Here is a 17,476-nt window from a genome sequence, read left to right as displayed (position 1 = left end):
TCTTGAAAAAGATACGTGCTGGATGAGTTAGGTGATTTATGTCCAAGTCATTTTTTTTGATAGTGCCTCCTTCCTTACTGATGGCGTCATTGCTGAGTCTTCCGGTAATGGCTGATCCCATAAAAACAGATTGGGGCCGCGTGAGTATGGAAGGAAGTATTACTGATACTGCTTGTGCTATAGATCCCGGAAGTTTGGAACAGACCATTGATATGGCGATTCTGCCTATCGGCCAGTTGGTTCAGAACGGCGTTGGAGATGACCATCCCTTTGCCATCCGTTTGCTAGATTGCACGATAGTTCACGCCGACCCTGACAAGTCGAACCGGCAGCATTTTGCCGTGACATTTGACGGTGCTGCGGACGGTAATAATTTTGCGGTTTACGGAGAAGCTGAAGGAGTAGCAATGCAAATTATTGATGATAAAGGCATTGCTTCAACTCCAGGGATAGCATCACCGGAAATAAATATCATCCCTGCTGATCTGAAACTCAATTATGCCCTGCGGTTAGTGGGCAATGGCAAGATGCTGCGTGCTGGAACTTATCATTCTAGCGTTCGTTTCAAATTGGATTATTACTGATTTCAATGAGTAAGGTGACATATCTCATGGTATCCGCTCGTTCCATTACCTCTGGTATTGCCTGTCGTGATTTATTGCGAATTCTGATCGCTGTTGCATTAAGTGGCAATGCGTATGGTGTGTTTGCTAGTGATGATATTCAGTTTAATACAGATGTGCTGGATACCAAGGATCGCGCTAATTTTGACCTAAGTCAGTTCTCCCAACGCGGTTATATCATGCCAGGGAGTTATAACTTATTGGTTAGTATGAATAAACAGGAACTCAGTGAGCAGCCAATTATATTCTACGCCTCTGAAACAGACCCTAAAAAAAGTGAAGCGTGTTTATCACCCCAGTTAATTGAGTTACTGGCATTAAAAGAAGATAGCTTTAAAAAGTTGGCGTGGTCGCGTGGTGGTGAATGTCTCGATATCAGCAGCTTACCCGGCTTGACCGTGGAAGGCGATTTAGCCACTTCCTCGTTGCACCTGAGTGTGCCGCAAGCCTGGCTGGAATATAGCGAACCTGACTGGGATCCTCCGTCTCGTTGGGAAGACGGTCTTCCCGGTGTGCTGTTTGACTACAACCTGTTAGGGCAGTTGAACCGCCAGCAAAAGAGCAATACCAGCAATAACACATTGAGCGGTAACGGAACCACCGGCGCTAACTTAGGTGCCTGGCGTCTGCGTGCAGATTGGCAGTCGCGTGTCGATCAGAATTCTGATGCCGAGTCTAATCGCAAATGGGATTGGAGCCGTTATTACGCCTATCGCGCTATTCCGAGTTTGGGCGCTAAGTTGACATTGGGTGAAGACTTTTTGAACTCTGCCATCTTTGATAGCTTCCGCTTCAGCGGTGCTAGCCTGGCGACAGATGACAATATGTTACCGCCGAATTTGCGTGGCTATGCACCTGAGATTACGGGTGTGGCCCGAACCAATGCGCGAGTCATTGTGAGTCAGCAAGGGCGTGTGTTGAGTGAAACACTGGTCGCTGCCGGTCCTTTCCGCATCCAGAACTTGAACAGTTTTGTTTCTGGGACGCTGGATGTACGAGTAGAAGAGCTTGATGGACAAGTTCAACAATTTCAGGTGAATACCGCCAGTATTCCTTACCTGACCCGCCCTGGAATGGTGCGCTACCGGGTGGCCGCAGGTAAGCCTTCGAGTATCGGGCATCAGTCTGAAGGGCCGGTATTTGGTTCCGGGGAATTCTCTTGGGGGATCAATAGCGGCTGGTCATTGTTTGGTGGTGGGATCAGTGGTGAAAACGAATATCAAGCGGCATCCATGGGGATTGGCCGTGATTTGATGGAATTTGGTGCAGTGTCGGTTGATATGACCCAATCATGGGCCACTTTACCCGAGAAAGGCACTTTGAGTGGTGGCTCTTATCGCGTCAACTATTCGAAAAACTTTCAGGAGACAGGCAGTCAGGTGACGTTTGCTGGCTATCGCTTCTCTGAACGTAATTTTATGACCATGACGGAATATCTCGACACACGTTATCGCGGTAATAGTGTGGGTGGCAATAAAGAGATGTACACCATCAGCTTCAACCAGCAATTTCAGGATCTGGGGCTGAGCGCGTATTTGAACTATAGCCATCAAACATATTGGGATCGCTCGGCGAATGACCGCTATAACCTGTCACTCTCGCGCTATTTCGATATTGGCAAAGTGAAAAACGTCAGTATGACATTCTCGGCTTTCCGCAACCGTTATAACGAAAGCAATGATGATGGGGTGTATCTGTCCTTGTCTATGCCGATTGGCAACAGTGCAACAATCAGTTATAGCGCGTCAGTCAATGGCCGTGAAAACAGTCAGCGAGTGGGGTATTCCGATCGCATAGATGCTCATAACAACTACCAGATCAATACTGGCGTAGCCCGTAGCGGCGCGTTGGTCAGCGGTAACTACAACCACATTGGTAGTAGCGCGGATATTAATGCCAACGCCAGTTATCAGGAAGGCCAATATTCTTCCGTCGGTTTAGGTATTCAGGGCGGGGCCACTATTACGGCTGAAGGTGGGGCTTTACATCGGGTGAATACTCTTGGTGGAACCCGATTGTTACTTGATACCCAAGGGGTATCCGGTGTTCCGGTGCAAGGGTATGGCTCATCAATACGCACCAACCGGTTTGGTAAAGCTGTGGTCGGTGATGTGAACAGTTATTACCGCAACCGGGCCAGTATAGATATTGATAACCTGGCGGATGATGTTGAGGCCAGAGGAACCGTAGCACAAGTCACACTGACTGAAGGCGCTATTGGTTATCGCCGCTTTAATGTGATTTCCGGCGAAAAAGCGATGGCCATGATACGCATGGCAGATGGTACATCACCGCCATTTGGGGCCACCGTATTAAATGAAAATCAGCAAGAGACCGGCATTGTTAACGACGACGGTTCCACTTATCTCAGTGGGATAAAAGCCGGTGAAACTATGTCAGTAAACTGGAATGGGAAGGCGCAATGTAGCATCACCTTACCGAAGGCACTTTCTCCGGCAATACTGGCGAATCTACTGCTGCCTTGCCAGCCGATAGCGGCGGGAAATAAGCCCCCGGCATCAGAGTAGAAAGCTTTGGTAACGGACCTGCGGATAACCGCGGGTTCCGGTAAGAGAAAACGTTCGGTGCCACCAGGTTCTGACAAAACTAATTCGAAGGAAAAAGTAATGAAATTGAATAACAAACTGCGTATCACCACGATTCTGGTGACGGCACTTATGGCTCAGCAAGCAACAGCAGCGATTGCACTGGATAGAACCCGGGCCATTCTTAATGGCGGCGATAAGTCCATCAGCTTGAATATCAGCAACCAGAATAAGGAACTGCCTTATCTGGCGCAGGGTTGGATTGAAGATGAGCAGGGTAACAAGATCAATTCACCATTGACGGTGGTTCCACCGGTTCAGCGGGTAGAACCCGGTGCGATGAGCCAGTTAAAAGTACAAACCTTGCCGGCAGTGAACCAGTTGGCGCAAGACCGGGAAACCTTGTTCTATTTTAACTTGCGCGAAATTCCACCGCGCTCGGACAAGCCCAATACTTTGCAAATTGCTTTGCAAACGCGCATCAAACTTTTCTACCGCCCAGTAGGTATCGTGCCCCAAAAGGCGGATATGTCGACACCTTGGCAGGAAAAGTTACAACTGACTCGTCAGGGCGATCGTTATCAGGTTAATAACCCGACCCCGTATTACATCACGCTGGTCGATGCCAGTGAGAGCAAAAACGGGAAAACAGCAGCGGGCTTCAAGCCACTCATGATTGCGCCAAAAGCGCAGGGTATGTTGGATGTCAGCGCTGCTGCATTGGGTAGCAAACCGGTGTTGACTTATGTCAATGATTTCGGTGGTCGGCCAAAATTGGTATTTGGCTGCACGGGTAGCACGTGTTCTGTGGTTGAAAGCATCAAGTAACGGCGTATTTCTGGGCGCTGCATAAGAAGACAGGGCGGATGTCAGGCTGAACAATGAATAAGGAATATGGGATGACTGTTGTTTTTAGGGGAATAGTTACCCGGCTGACTCCGATGGCCATGATGTCCATCATTAAGATGACAGCCATTGCAGGGACGGCAACCGCAGTGATGACATTATTGTTAAGCAGCTCTGCATGGGCGCTAAATAAGACTGCGACAGTCAATGTTTCGGTCACTATTTTCGCCGCACCGCCTTGTGAGATTAACAGCAACAACACGATTAACGTCAATTTCGGCGATACGGTTCTGACATCAAATGTTGATGGTGTCAACTACATACAGCCAGTGAGCTATACGTTGAACTGTACTGCGGCAGCAGCTAATGCGCTGAAAATAAGTATTAAGGGGAATGGTGCGACTTTTGATACCAGTCTCTTGAAAACAAGCAATTCAGCTTTGGGGATAAAATTGATACGTGATGGGCAGCCGTTTGCACTGAATACTGCATCCAACTTTACCTATCCGAATATTCCTGTATTGCAGGCGGTACCGATCAAACAAACAAATGCAACGTTGAGCACGGGATACTTTTCCGGCACAGCAACCCTGGTTGTGGAGTATCAATAATGAAAATGAATTCATTTATTTCGCGCTGTTCCGTTGCAGTGGTTCTGGCTCTTGGTAGTTCGTGGGCTTATGCGGACAACATGCTGTTCTCGGGGACATTAATTAACCCGCCGCCTTGCGTGATTAACAATACTGGCACCATCACTGTTGATTTTGGCAACGAGGTCATGACTTCGCGTGTTGATGGGGCTCAGTATATACAGCCGGTGACTTATACGTTGAGCTGCACTGGGGCCATATCCAATGCGCTGAAAATGACTATCAAAGGTAATGGTGCCGGTTTTGATGGCAATGTCTTAAAAACGAATAATTCAGATCTCGGGATTAAACTGGTACGCAATGATCAAGCATTAGCACTGAATACTGCGTTCACCTTTTCTTATCCGACGATTCCTGTATTGAAGGCTGTACCGGTCAAAAAAGTAGGTTCGACGTTGAATGCGGGAGCTTTTTACGGCACAGCGACGATGGTTGTGGAGTATCAGTAATGAAAAATAGATCACTGATATCGGGCTGTTCCATAGCGGCTGTACTGACATTGAGTAGCCCACTGGCGTATGCGGAAGACATGCTATTCACGGGAACATTAATTAATCCCGCCCCTTGTGTGATTAATGGGGGGAAAATTATAGATGTGCCTTTCGGGGAAAATCTGGGCGTAAATAAGATTGATGGCATCAATTACACCCAAACAGTGCCTTACAGCATAACCTGTGAAACGGTCAGTAGTAGTTTGGAATTGGGTCTAACGATCGTAAGTGCATCTGTTGCTACATTTGATCCCGCAGCGATACAAACTGATGTTAGGGATTTGGGTATCCGTATACTGAAAAATGGCGTTTCTTTTCCGCTGAATACCCGTGTTGCTTATGACAAAAATAACCCGCCGGTGCTGAAAGCCGTTCCTATTAAGGCCACGGGCGCAACATTAAGTGAAGGCAGTTTTGAGGCCACCGCTACATTATTAGTGGATTATCAATAGGATCAAATGATGACGAATTTAAATCTGCTGATGCGCCGTTGGCGAACTATTTTAAGTATTTTGATTCTGAATATTTTTTGGGCTATACCCGCATCGGCTGCTGATAATATGCGTTTTCATGGTGCACTAGTTGCCGAGCCTTGCACGATTCGCCCTGGTGATGAAGCTATTAGTTTGAATTTCGGTACAGTAGTTGACAAATATCTGTATTCGAATCAACGCACCTTAGGAAAACAATTCCAAATACACTTGGTTGATTGTGACATTAGTCTGGGTACAACGGCCAATATTAAGTTTACAGGTAATGATAACCTTAAATTACCCGGATTATTGTCCGTCGACGGTAATGATGTCGGAATAGGCATCGGCCTTGAAACATTGGCCGGGAAAGCTTTGCCCCTGAATACGTCGAGTGATGATATTGCACTTGATACAGGTAATAACATTATTACCTTGAAAGCTTATGTCCAGGGTGAGCCAGATGCAATAGCTCAACGCACGATTAAACGCGGTGAGTTCAGTGCAGTCGCAACATTTAATCTGCAATATTATTAATGGGTTCCCCCACTAATTTTATTTCAATAAGAATATTTCAATGCTGAAATTTATTATCAACAGCTTAAATGCCGATATGCGGATAGAGACAATGGAACTTAAACGAATGACACAGCCTAATATACGCTTAAGTAGTCAATATTTCTGGCTAATTGCTTGCGTGCTGTTTTTATTTCCACTTTATAGCCAGGCCAGTGCCTGGGTGTCGACCCAAACGCGGGTAGGGCAACAATACCAAGGGACATACTCTTGGCCGAGCGAAGAAATGCAGGGGACACTTTGTACTGCTGCATCTTGTTCTGTGGCGATATGTCACTACTCGACGGCGCCCGGTGCTGAAATATGTGGTAACCCATCCAATGCCTTGACGCGAGTTGTTGTTTCTCAGGGCGCGACGGCCGAGGTGATGAGAGCGGCCTTTGTGGCTAAAAATGGGGTGTCGGGGAGTTGGGGTACCGTGACAACTGACCCATTGCGTGCGGCTGGCAGTTGCTTTGGTGTGATGTATTGGCAAGGTTCGAATGATGGTAATACCAGTGGTAGAGTCATTCCTGGCTCTTATTGTGGCGCGGTTCCACCGACCCCAGAAACCTGTGAAATTACCGGTGATGTCTATATCAATTATGGTTCACTTAATCAGCAAAATGTTGATGGTGCAATAAAAAGTGAGCCATTAAATATCAAATGTACAGTCAATACATCCCTGAAATTAACTTTGGTGGGTTCCAGAAGTATCAATCTTGGACAAAACGGCAAGCTGACTTCAACATTAAAAATGTCAGGGCAAGATCTATACAATGGTGTCACGATAAACGCAACTGCTGGGCAGACACCTTTCCCGATTGAATCAACGCTTCATTCGGTGGGATTACCTGATGCGGGTACCTTTAGTGGTAGTGGAGTGGTTATTATGTCCTACCTCTAAATACAAAATTACATGTACTCATTGGCTGAGTACATGATTATTATGAATATAAAATAGCGCTTTAAAATCGCTATTTTTATATTCATAACTTGGGTGACTTTACTGTTGTTTTATTATGGCAGCGGGTTCCCGTGGCATTTATTTATATATGATTTAAAATTAAATAAATGTTATATTTCGGTTGTAATGTATTACGGTAATATAGTATAAATTCACTGCGTTAAATTAATGGGTTGTTAGCAATAAAACTTAAGATTAAAACGCATACTTCAATGGGCTATTAAATAATAGGCTATAAATTTTTATTTTCCTTTAAGGATTTTTCTCATGAAAAAAATGAACATGGCTGAAGCAAATACAATCGTTGGCGGTACTGGTGTAACTTGTAAAGATACTTACGAGTGGTTGTCAGGTAGTACTACTTTGACTTGCCAGGCTGTTACTACTTGTACTGACAAACACGGTAAAGTGACTAGCCGTACAGCTACAGCTAGCAACATTGCTAACTGCAAATAAGATATAAATTAAGTATTCTTTAATTATTATCGATATTTAATAGTATCCCAGGCAAGTGCGGGAGGGATTTCTGTACTTGCCTGATTTATTTCTTCAAATGTGTCATCGATGCTTAAATTCAAGAATTTTCGCATTAATTGAATGTTAGAAAGATTATTTCGTGGGCATAAATGTTATTTGATTCTGTTTATGTCTTACCTGAACTCTGATTGTGAATAGAACTGAATCTATGTCTACTGAAAAAAATATGTTTAGGAGTAAGGGATTTTTTATAGGCTATACACTGTTAGTTATCCTTATTTCTTCATTGATAACAACGGCCTATTTCCACTATTTCGTTCTTAATCAGGATGAACAGGAAACCCTATTCGCTGTCAGCAGCAGTGAAGTTGAAAACAGCCCAATCAAAGACGATAAAACGATTATCGAGATCTTCTCTTATGGCTGCCATTACTGCGCCATCAATGAAGAGAATGTGACCCAATTAGAAAACCGCATGCCAGAAGGGACGCGTTTTGTTCGCCTGCATATCAGCAGTGATAAGACCACCGGCTTGGGGCGTTTTGCACCTATTTTCGCGACTTTATCCGTCATGGGTATTGAACCGCAGCATCGCCAAAGCGCTTACAAAGCGGTGCTCGAAGACAACATCGACCTGAGTGATAACAGCCAACTCGAAACCTGGCTAAAAGCCAATGACATTGATGTTGCCAAATATCAGCAAGTGAGCCAGTCAGCTGAAGTGAAAGAGTTGCTAGCCTATATGACGGCGGTGACCGCGCATTACAAAGTTGACGCCACTCCGAGCTTTATTGTCGGTAAAAAATGGCTAGCGCTACAGGATCGTCAATTCCCAGCGTTCTCAGATCATCTCTTGTCATTACTCGAGCACGATAAGGCGCTGGAGAAATAATGAGACTGTTAGCCGTATGGAGCTATTTCGCCTGGAGAAACCAGCTCGATAAGCTGGCTTTTAGTGGGCGGTTCTTCGCCCGCTGGCAGGCCAAAGTGGCGGTCTGGTTGTTGCGGCACGGTGATTATCGTTTCTTACTGATGCTCGGCGCTTTGCGCCGGGCTTTAGGCTTGGTTTCACGGCATCAGAAGAATCTGGCGCGGGTGGCAGCAGCCAACAGTCAGTGTCTGTTGGAAAGCCAAAATCGCCCATCGGCGCAAAGTTTTATTCGCACGGCACAGCGCCGTCAGGTATTGGAGTTGGCCGCAACTTATGGTCAAAATCGGCGAATTTTAGCCCAATTAGCCGCCTGTACTCAGCAGTTAGACAGCCAGGTGAGAGCGCTACATGAGGCCGGTTCGCCGGTTATTCTCGCGCCGTTGCACATGGTTTCTGATGTGCTCGCGGGCATGGTGGGCGCGGCGGCTTATCCGGGGCAGGCCACCGTGGTGGTTTCAGCCAGTGCCGAGGCTTATCAAGAGCAGGCGCGGCAAATGGGTGGAGTGAATATTTCCTATTGTTCTATCCATGCAGACAGCCGTGCCATCGCCGGTAACTTGATGGACGCCATCATGGAAGCTGCCGAGCATAAGCGGAATATTATGATTTTTCCGGATATTACGCCGGATTACACCGTTAATAACCAGCCAGCAGAAACGGCAAAAATGCCCTGCCAGCTATTTAACCGCCCCGCTAATTTGCACAGCGGCATTATTCGCCTTGCCAGAGCACTGTCAGCGCAGGTGGTTTTTTATTATCTGTATTACGACAAAGAAATAAAAATTCATATTTATCCTGCGCTTAGTGCTCGGGAAGTGAAAAGTAAATTACCTGAATTGATTGAAACATCAATGACGCAGCATCCGCAAGATTGGCTGTTATGGCACTCACATTCATTATTTTTTATTAATGAATAATGTCACTTACGAAGAATAGTAGAAAATGGAAAAGATAATCCCAACGTTAGTTTTTCAAAGCGAAACCAATGAGTGTGGTTTGGCCTGTATTGCGATGCTGGCACAGACGCAAGGCATCAACGCACCGCTGGAAAGCTTACGGGAACGCTATCCTGCCTCTGCGCACGGCACGTCACTGGCCACGCTGTGTACTATTTTGTCGGAATTGGCAATACCGGCTTATCCGGTGGTGTTTGAGCATCAGGAGTTGTCGGCTTTACCGCTGCCAGCCATTTTGCACTATGGCGCAAACCATTATGTCTTGCTTGCCTACCGTAAAGGCAATTATGTCTGTGTCATGAACCCGGCTATTGGGCAGCAGTTATTGCCGATGGATGCATTAAAAGCAGAAATTAGCGGCTACGCATTGGTGCTTGATCCAGAAACACCCGCGGATCCTGAAGCGGCGAAGAAGATCGAACACAGCAAGCGGCTCAGTGCGCTTGATTGCATGAGTTTGAAAGAAACCGCCAGTGTTCGGGGTATTTACTGGCTGATGACGCTGGCATTTTTGATCTCCCTGACACTGTTTATTATGCCGACCATGGTCAGCAGCGCTATTAATGACGTGTTTTCTTCTGCGGGCGATAAAGATTTCCCTTATTTCTATTTCCTCTTGGCTTTTGTGGTGTCCACTTCACTCGCTTTTTGCGTGCGATACATCACCGAGCGTTATATCAAACACTTTGTAGTGCTTAACAGTGTTGCCGGTTTCTCCCGCTTACTAAGCCACTCGCTTAACTTCTTTGATAAGCGAGCGCCGGGTGACATCTTCAGCCGATTCTCGAACTGGCAGATGGCCGCAACCCAAAAAATAGAGCTGGATAACGGCCTGCGTACCGACTGGATAATCGGTGCCATCGCGCTGGCAGTGATGTGCTATATGAGCCCACTGTTGGCGATGGTGTCTGCTATCGGCGTTATGTTGATGGGGCTTATCAGTATTTGGGCCATCTATCGTGACCGCTATTACACTCAGCAGTTACAGGTGAAAAGTGCTGAGCAAAGTGATTTTATTCTGGAAACCATTCAAGGTTTTTCCACCATTAAATCTGCCGGTTTATCCAGCCAACGCCAAGGGATGTTTGCGGGCCTTGCGCTGTCATTGTTCACGGCGTTACAGAAAAAGAAAATCTACGATCAGGTTAAAAATAGCCTGTATCAGCTGATTGGCAGTCTGGAAATGGTGTTCTTTATGCTGCTGGCTTTGCCATTGTTGAAGCAGGGGACATTGAGCTTGGGCGAATTCTTTGCCTACAGTTTCGTGCGCGAGATTTTCACCTCGTACATCACCAAGATTTTCTATGCCATTTTGCAAAAAAACCAGTTGCACGTCATTGATATCCGCGCGCGTGACCTGTTCCCTGCCGGGCAGTCAACGCCGTCGGAGAAAAGTTCAGTTATCCCAGCAGCACCGCCAACATTTGCGCATAAGCTGGTTTATCAGAATATTCGTTTTGCCTACGACGCCAGCCAGCCGGTATTGCGCGATTTGTCGTTGTCACTGACACGCGGGCAAAGTGTGGCGATCATCGGTGAGTCCGGTGCCGGGAAAAGTACCTTGCTGAAAGTGATGGCGGGATTGATGCCGCCACAACAAGGGCAGGTATTGGTCGATGGCGAAGCTGTCGATTTCCAGCAGGCCCATGCGCTGTTTTTCCTGCAAAGTCAGGAAGACATTCTGTTTAATGCCTCGGTATTACAAAACATCACTTTGTTTGATGGGAATCTGGACACCAATAAACTTCAACGTATCGAACGTTCATTGCAAGGGCTGCAATTAACTTCAGTTATCAATAAGTTGCCCGGCGGCCTCAGTGCGCTGGTGCGCGAAAGTCACGCGGCACTCTCTTTAGGGCAACGTCAACGGTTGTTACTGGCTCGTGCCATGTACAGTGATTGCCCGGTATTAGTGCTGGATGAGCCTACCGCCAATCTGGACGAAGATACTGCCCAGCAGGTGATGCAGGCAGTGTTGGCCCATTGTCGTGAATATCAGAAAACATTGATAACCGTGACCCACAGTGAAAGTGTCTTGCCGCTGTTTGATAAGGTTGTCCGCTTGGATGACGGCCAGTTGGCGCATTTTACTCAGCCAGCGACATCAAGTCGCCTGACACCTGCGGCGGTTAACTGATGCGTATCAAGATGACGAACAAGAAACTGCGTTTATCGCTGGCATTACTGTTGCTGCTGATTATCGGCGGCGGGATTGCGCTGTCATTATCGGGCAATCAGCAGGATGCCCCGCAGCTCACCGAAACCATTGGGCGCGGTGATATTGAAAAGTACGTCATGGCGACCGGCAGTTTAAAACCGTCATTACAGGTTAATGTGGGCGCGCAGGTTAACGGGCAGTTAACCAAACTTTATGTCAAACAGGGCGACCGCGTGACCCGTGGCCAACTGTTGGCAGAGATTGACCCAACCTTGCAGCAGAATGAATTGCGCAAGTCAGAAGCCGAATTACAAAGTGCGCTGGCGCAAAAACAAGTGGCGCAAGCCCTGTTACGCCAATATCAGTTGGAGTTCCGCCGTCAGCAAACATTGGTAGCGGAAAACGCTGGCGTGAAAAGTGCGTTAGAGAAAGCGCAGGCGCAATACGAGAGCCAGCTGGCGCAATTACGCGTTAATGAAGCTTTGATTGAGCAAAGTCAGGTCGCGCGGGAAACGGCAAAGGCTAATTTAGCTTTTACGCGGATTATGGCGCCGATTGACGGCGAAGTATTGGGCATCGTCACCAAAGAGGGGCAAACCATTGTTTCCTCGCAGACGGCACCGACCATTCTGGTGCTGGCGAATGTCGATACCATGACAGTCAACACCCGTATTTCAGAAACCGACATTCTTAAAGTCAGTGTTGGCCAACCATTATGGTTCTATGTGGTGGCTGATCCCGAGCGCCGCTATGAGAGCCAGATGGGGGCTATCCAAGCGGCTTCTACCGACAGTTTGCGCGAAGACAGCGCTGTGCCACAGACTAACCAGCAACCCTCTGCGGTTTATTACAATGGCATATTCAATATCGCCAACAGTGAGCGGCTATTGCGCACCTCAATGACTGCGCAAGTATTCATTATTACTGCACAGGCAAAAAATGTGCTTCGGGTGCCACTGGCCGCTCTTGGTGAACAACAGGCGGATAAGCGCTATCGCGTTCTGGTAAGTAAAAATAGCAGCAGTAAAAACGGGGTGAGCAAAGATCCGCAGACCATGGTGCGTTGGGTGTTGCTCGGCTTGCGTAATGACCAATATGCCGAAGTGAAAGAGGGGCTGGAGCCGGGTGAACAGGTGGTGTTAATGGGGACGCCGTCGGGAGCTAACAATGCACATTAATGCTGTTCATACCGCGGATGCTACCCATGACCCTTTGATTCAACTCAAGGGGATTTATCGTCATTTTACTTCTGGCACAGAATCGGTGGCGGTGCTTAAGAATATTTCACTGTCAATTCACAGTGGTGAAATGGTGGCGATTATTGGTGCTTCCGGCTCGGGTAAATCGACGCTGATGAATATCATCGGCTGTCTGGATAAACCGACGCAGGGTGAGATGTCAATCCACAGCATCCCGACGCGGCAGGCCAGCAGTGAACAATTGGCGCAATTACGCAGCCAATATATTGGTTTTATTTTTCAGCGCTATCATCTGATGCCGTATCTGACGGCAATGGAGAATGTGGTGATCCCGGCACTTTATACCGCGATGACCACTGCCGAGCGTCAGGAGCGCGCCGCTTATTTGTTACGCCGTCTGGGGCTGGGCCAGCATTTGTTGCACAAACCGGCGCAGTTGTCGGGTGGGCAACAGCAGCGGGTGAGTATTGCCCGTGCGCTGATGAATGGTGCCGGTATTATTCTGGCCGATGAGCCGACTGGCGCACTCGACAGTGCCAGCGGGCAGGAACTGATGGGCATTTTGCACGGCCTGCACCAATCCGGTCACACTATTATTATCGTGACTCATGACCGCAATATCGCCAATCAAGCGCAGCGTATCATTGAGATTAGTGACGGTGAAATTATTGCGGATCGCAATAATGAGGCCATCGGCACAACGGCCATCCACGCCGCATTGCCCAGCCCGGTTGCCACTGGCCGCCCACATTGGTGGCTGAGTGTGAGAGAAGCTATCAAGATGGCGTGGCGGGCACTACTTGGTCACCGAATTCGTGCCTTTTTATCCATGCTTGGCATCATTATCGGTATTTCCTCGGTGGTTTCTTCCATGGCGGTTGGGGAAGGCGCACGTCAGGAAATCCTCAGTGAAATCAGCCAGCTGGGTATCAGTAATATGGAAATTCGGCCAGGACTCGGTTGGGATAAACCGCGCCCTGATTTCGAGCGCGCCCTCAGTGTGGCGGATGTCGAGTTACTCAGCAGCCAGCCCTATGTCGAGAACCTATCGCCAGTGGTCAGTAAAATGGTGACGGCGATCCACGGGGACAAACAGGTGGCTATCATGCTATCCGGTGTCGGCCAGGGATTTTTCAAGGCGAGCGGGCTGAATATTATCGCCGGCGATAGCCTGACTCAACACCATGTTAATGCCCGCGAGCCGGTGGTCATTTTGCAACCTGAGCTGCGCGATACCCTGTTTGCTGCCGGGCAAAATCCAATTGGCGAAATTGTCCAATTGGACGGCATTCCATTGCGGGTGATTGGTGTTGCCAAGCGCGCTGGTTCGTCCTATGGCGGATTATTGGCGGCCTGGATGCCCTATACCTCTCTGACTGAACGTATTTCGGGTGATATTCCGCTGGAATCTATTGCTGTGCAGATTGGTGAAAACTACAGCCTGAATGAAGTGCAGCGCGATATTGAAAAGGTGCTGGACCGGGCCCATGGTCAGCGGGACTTTTTCATCCTGAGTAATGACCAGATGAGTAAAGCCATTCAGAAAACTTCTGACTCGATGACGTTGCTGATCACCTCGATTGCTGCGATTTCACTGCTAGTGGGCGGTGTGGGCGTGATGAATATCATGTTGGTGTCGGTGACCGAGCGCACCCATGAAATCGGTATTCGCCTGTCGGTAGGTGCCCGCCCGAGCGACATCATGACTCAGTTCCTGATTGAGGCAGTGGTGATTTGTACTCTCGGTGGCCTGATTGGCATTATAGGCTCCGCATTGGCAGGGGTGGTTTTTTCGTGGGTGACTCAAGAGTTCACCATGATTTTCACCTGGCCACCGTTAGTGATGGCATGCAGTTTCTCTGCACTTATCGGGTTAGGTTTTGGCTTTTTCCCGGCGCGCAATGCCGCTCGTTTGCACCCCACTGAGGCATTGGCACGAGAATGAAAAGATTGATTAACGCCATGTTATTTAAAAGCTTAGTGCTAATGATCAGCTTGGCACTCGCGGGCTGTGGCGCATTACTGAAAAGCGACTATCAGCGCCCGATGGTGTCCATTCCCGACGAATGGCGGATTAAAGACAGTGGCGGCAGCTACCTGCATCACAGTGTGCACTGGTGGGAGAATTTCGACGATCCACAATTATCAGAAAGCATCAGCCGCATGTTGGTCAGTAATAATGACCTGGCAACAGCGGGCTTGAAGTTACAGCAAGCGCGTTTGACGGCCGGGCTGACCAATACCAATATGACCCCGAATGTCACTTTGACCGGCGCGGGCAGCAATACCCGATCTCTGAATGAGAATACTGAGCCGCGCGAAAGTTATAGCACCTCGTTTGGCTTGAGTTACGAGCTGGATTTATGGGGTAAATTGGCCCGCGCCCGTGAGCAATCCGCCTGGTTGGTCAATGCGACAGAACAGGATCGACAGGTCACCGCCCTGTTATTGATTGGAACCACCGCCGATCTCTATTGGCAGATTGCGAAATTTAATCAGCAGTTAGATTACCAACAGACGGCACTGGCTATCTCGCAAGACACCCTCAAGATTGTGCGCTCGCGCTTGGCGGCGGGGGATGCCAGTGAAATCGAGTTGTTGCAGGCGCAACAAGCTTTGCTGGATAGGCAAAATCAGTATCAAAATCTCGAACAGCAGCGCGAAGTTGCGCGTAACGCCATGGCTTTGCTGTTTAACCGCGCCCCTAATTATCGTCAAGCGGAGCGTAAGTCATTGGATTTACAGCAACAGGTGCCGATTGCCGCCAGTTTACCGCTAGAAGTTATTGCCCAGCGTCCGGATGTACAGGCGGCCGAGTGGCGCTTGCGCGCCGCCTTAGCTGGGTCTGATGTGGCAAAACTGAATTTCTACCCGACACTTTCGCTGGGCGCCACATTGGATGCCGGTAGCTCGGTATTTTCACAATGGTTTAGCAATCCGAGCCGGACACTCAGTGTCAACAGCGCGCTGCCTTTCTTGCAGTGGAACACGGTGCAGCTCACCATCGACCAGTCAAAGGTGGACGTGAAATTAGCCGCGGTCGATTTCCGCACTAAAGTCTACAGCGCACTGAAAGATGTTGATGACGCAATGATAGGGCGGCTGAGTTATCAGCAGCAAAAACAGAATCAGTGGCAGAACCTGCAACTTAGCCAGCGTCGGCTCAGCCTGACGAACAGCCAATATCAAGCAGGTGCCGTTTCATTTCAGACCTTACTGGATGCGCAGGATGCCCTGCTGACCAGTGAAACCAGTTTGCTCGAACTTCAATATAACTATTTGAATGCCACCATGAAATTGTGGTTAGCATTAGGTGGCGGTGTTGATAACAGCAGGGACAGTAAAGGAATTAAATCATGACGAATACAGTTAAACAGCGCCGGGTTGTTGTCACCGGTTACGGCTCGGTAACTCCTCTGGGCATGACCGCGCAGCAAAGCTGGGCCGCGATTATGGATAACAAATTGGGTTATCGCTATTACGATAAATCCGAGCAGGGTATCAAATCGCGCTTTTTTGGCCTGTTGGATGCAGAACCCAATTTGAAATCAGTCCCTGCCGCGATACGCCGCCGCTTGCCGCGTTATGCCCGGTTGGCACTGGCTGCTGCCCGCGAAGCTATGGAGATGGCGTTCGCTGAGAAATCTGTCGCAGATTATTATGATTTGCTCGATTGCGGCACTATTATCGGCAGCGGTTGGGCTGGGCAGGATGAAACCCACGATAACTATGAAGGCTATCTGGAAACCGGGCTGGGCACGCCGTTCGGCTGTTTCTTATCGATGCCGAATGCCGGCACAGCCGCATGCAGTTTGTACTGGGGATTACGCGGCTATCAGAACTCCCCGATTGCTGCCTGTGCCACTGGCACCATTGCTATTGGCGATGCATTTGAAATTATCCGCAGCGGGCGAGCATCCATGATGTTGGCTGGAGCGGGTGAATCTCTGCGCAGTGATGCGGCAGTATGGAATATCGATATTTTAGGCGCATTGGCGCGCGAGCAAGAAGATGCCAGCAAAGCCAGTTGCCCATTCAGTTTGGACCGAAACGGCTTTGTATTATCCGAAGGCGCGGCGGTGCTATGTTTGGAAGAGCGGGAAGCGGCGATTGCTCGTGGTGCCAACATTCTCGGCGAAATTAAAGGTTACGGTAACTATTCCGATGCATTTGATTTCACCGCACCGGCTGAAGATCGGGTTGCACGGGTGAAAACTATTCAGCACGCCTTACAGCAAGCGGGTTTGAGCGCCGATGAGATTGATTACGTGAACTTGCACGGCACCTCGACTCAGCTTAATGACCTGAATGAAACCCAATCCATTAAACAGGCCTTTGGCGCTGCGGCTTATACTACGCCACTGTCCAGCACCAAATCCTATTCCGGCCATTTGATTGCGGCGGCGGGCAGCTTTGAATCCATTATTTGTCTGCAAGCGTTGGCGCATCAGATAATGCCCGCGACTTGTAATCTGAAAAATGCTGACCCGCAATGTGACCTTGATTACATCAGCGAAGGGCATCGGCCAAAAGTTTTGCGCAACACGCTAAACCTGAGTTTCGGCTTTGGTGGCGCGAATGCCGCATTGGTTATCGGGTTGGATTAA

At 48.5% G+C, this 17,476-nt stretch carries 16 protein-coding genes; all 16 read left to right on the top strand.

Translation table 11 applies throughout. From position 1 onward, the window contains the following. Positions 1-80: 80 nt before the first annotated feature. On the top strand, positions 81-584 hold the full coding sequence (locus OVO64_RS17640) for a fimbrial protein (protein ID WP_186368246.1): 504 nt from the start codon (positions 81-83) through the stop codon (positions 582-584). 26 nt (positions 585-610) lie between these two features. Next, complete coding sequence (locus OVO64_RS17635) at positions 611-3,151, top strand: outer membrane usher protein (protein ID WP_267248921.1); 2,541 nt, start codon at positions 611-613, stop codon at positions 3,149-3,151. Between the two features lie 99 nt (positions 3,152-3,250). Further along, entirely contained in the window at positions 3,251-3,997 is a 747-nt protein-coding gene (locus OVO64_RS17630; protein ID WP_004389123.1) for a fimbria/pilus periplasmic chaperone, read from the top strand. 71 nt (positions 3,998-4,068) lie between these two features. Then, complete coding sequence (locus tag OVO64_RS17625) at positions 4,069-4,626, top strand: fimbrial protein (RefSeq protein WP_032819195.1); 558 nt, start codon at positions 4,069-4,071, stop codon at positions 4,624-4,626. Next, the gene (locus OVO64_RS17620; protein ID WP_050413786.1) at positions 4,626-5,114 is read left to right on the top strand and encodes a fimbrial protein; all 489 of its coding nucleotides are present in this window, start codon (positions 4,626-4,628) and stop codon (positions 5,112-5,114) included. The genes OVO64_RS17625 and OVO64_RS17620 overlap by 1 nt, the downstream gene beginning before the upstream one ends. Then, a complete protein-coding gene (locus tag OVO64_RS17615; protein ID WP_004389125.1) occupies positions 5,114-5,608 on the top strand; it encodes a fimbrial protein in 495 nt (164 codons plus the stop codon). The genes OVO64_RS17620 and OVO64_RS17615 overlap by 1 nt, the downstream gene beginning before the upstream one ends. A 9-nt stretch (positions 5,609-5,617) precedes the next feature. Then, positions 5,618-6,163, top strand: a complete 546-nt coding sequence (locus OVO64_RS17610; protein ID WP_145509552.1) for a fimbrial protein — start codon at positions 5,618-5,620, stop codon at positions 6,161-6,163. 91 nt (positions 6,164-6,254) lie between these two features. Next, positions 6,255-7,088, top strand: a complete 834-nt coding sequence (locus tag OVO64_RS17605; protein ID WP_050413787.1) for a hypothetical protein — start codon at positions 6,255-6,257, stop codon at positions 7,086-7,088. Between the two features lie 327 nt (positions 7,089-7,415). Further along, positions 7,416-7,604, top strand: coding sequence for a DUF4762 family protein (locus OVO64_RS17600; RefSeq protein WP_032819197.1), 189 nt, complete (start codon positions 7,416-7,418; stop codon positions 7,602-7,604). 229 nt (positions 7,605-7,833) lie between these two features. Then, complete coding sequence (locus OVO64_RS17595; protein ID WP_267248920.1) at positions 7,834-8,517, top strand: DsbA family protein; 684 nt, start codon at positions 7,834-7,836, stop codon at positions 8,515-8,517. Next, entirely contained in the window at positions 8,517-9,473 is a 957-nt protein-coding gene (locus OVO64_RS17590) for a hypothetical protein (protein ID WP_004389128.1), read from the top strand. The genes OVO64_RS17595 and OVO64_RS17590 overlap by 1 nt, the downstream gene beginning before the upstream one ends. A 25-nt stretch (positions 9,474-9,498) precedes the next feature. Then, positions 9,499-11,649, top strand: a complete 2,151-nt coding sequence (locus tag OVO64_RS17585; protein WP_267248919.1) for a peptidase domain-containing ABC transporter — start codon at positions 9,499-9,501, stop codon at positions 11,647-11,649. Beyond that, entirely contained in the window at positions 11,649-12,848 is a 1,200-nt protein-coding gene (locus OVO64_RS17580) for an efflux RND transporter periplasmic adaptor subunit (RefSeq protein ID WP_145586440.1), read from the top strand. The genes OVO64_RS17585 and OVO64_RS17580 overlap by 1 nt, the downstream gene beginning before the upstream one ends. Beyond that, positions 12,838-14,814, top strand: coding sequence for a MacB family efflux pump subunit (locus OVO64_RS17575; RefSeq protein WP_032819201.1), 1,977 nt, complete (start codon positions 12,838-12,840; stop codon positions 14,812-14,814). The genes OVO64_RS17580 and OVO64_RS17575 overlap by 11 nt, the downstream gene beginning before the upstream one ends. Then, positions 14,811-16,229, top strand: a complete 1,419-nt coding sequence (locus tag OVO64_RS17570) for an efflux transporter outer membrane subunit (protein ID WP_227744190.1) — start codon at positions 14,811-14,813, stop codon at positions 16,227-16,229. The genes OVO64_RS17575 and OVO64_RS17570 overlap by 4 nt, the downstream gene beginning before the upstream one ends. Then, entirely contained in the window at positions 16,226-17,476 is a 1,251-nt protein-coding gene (locus tag OVO64_RS17565) for a beta-ketoacyl-[acyl-carrier-protein] synthase family protein (protein WP_267248918.1), read from the top strand. Before OVO64_RS17570 ends, OVO64_RS17565 begins: the two co-directional genes overlap by 4 nt.

It is taken from the genome of Yersinia sp. Marseille-Q5920, from assembly GCF_946902935.1.
Taxonomy (GTDB): domain Bacteria; phylum Pseudomonadota; class Gammaproteobacteria; order Enterobacterales; family Enterobacteriaceae; genus Yersinia; species Yersinia rochesterensis.
Note: the sequence above shows the minus strand (reverse complement) of the source record. Positions and strands in the feature narration are given on the sequence as shown.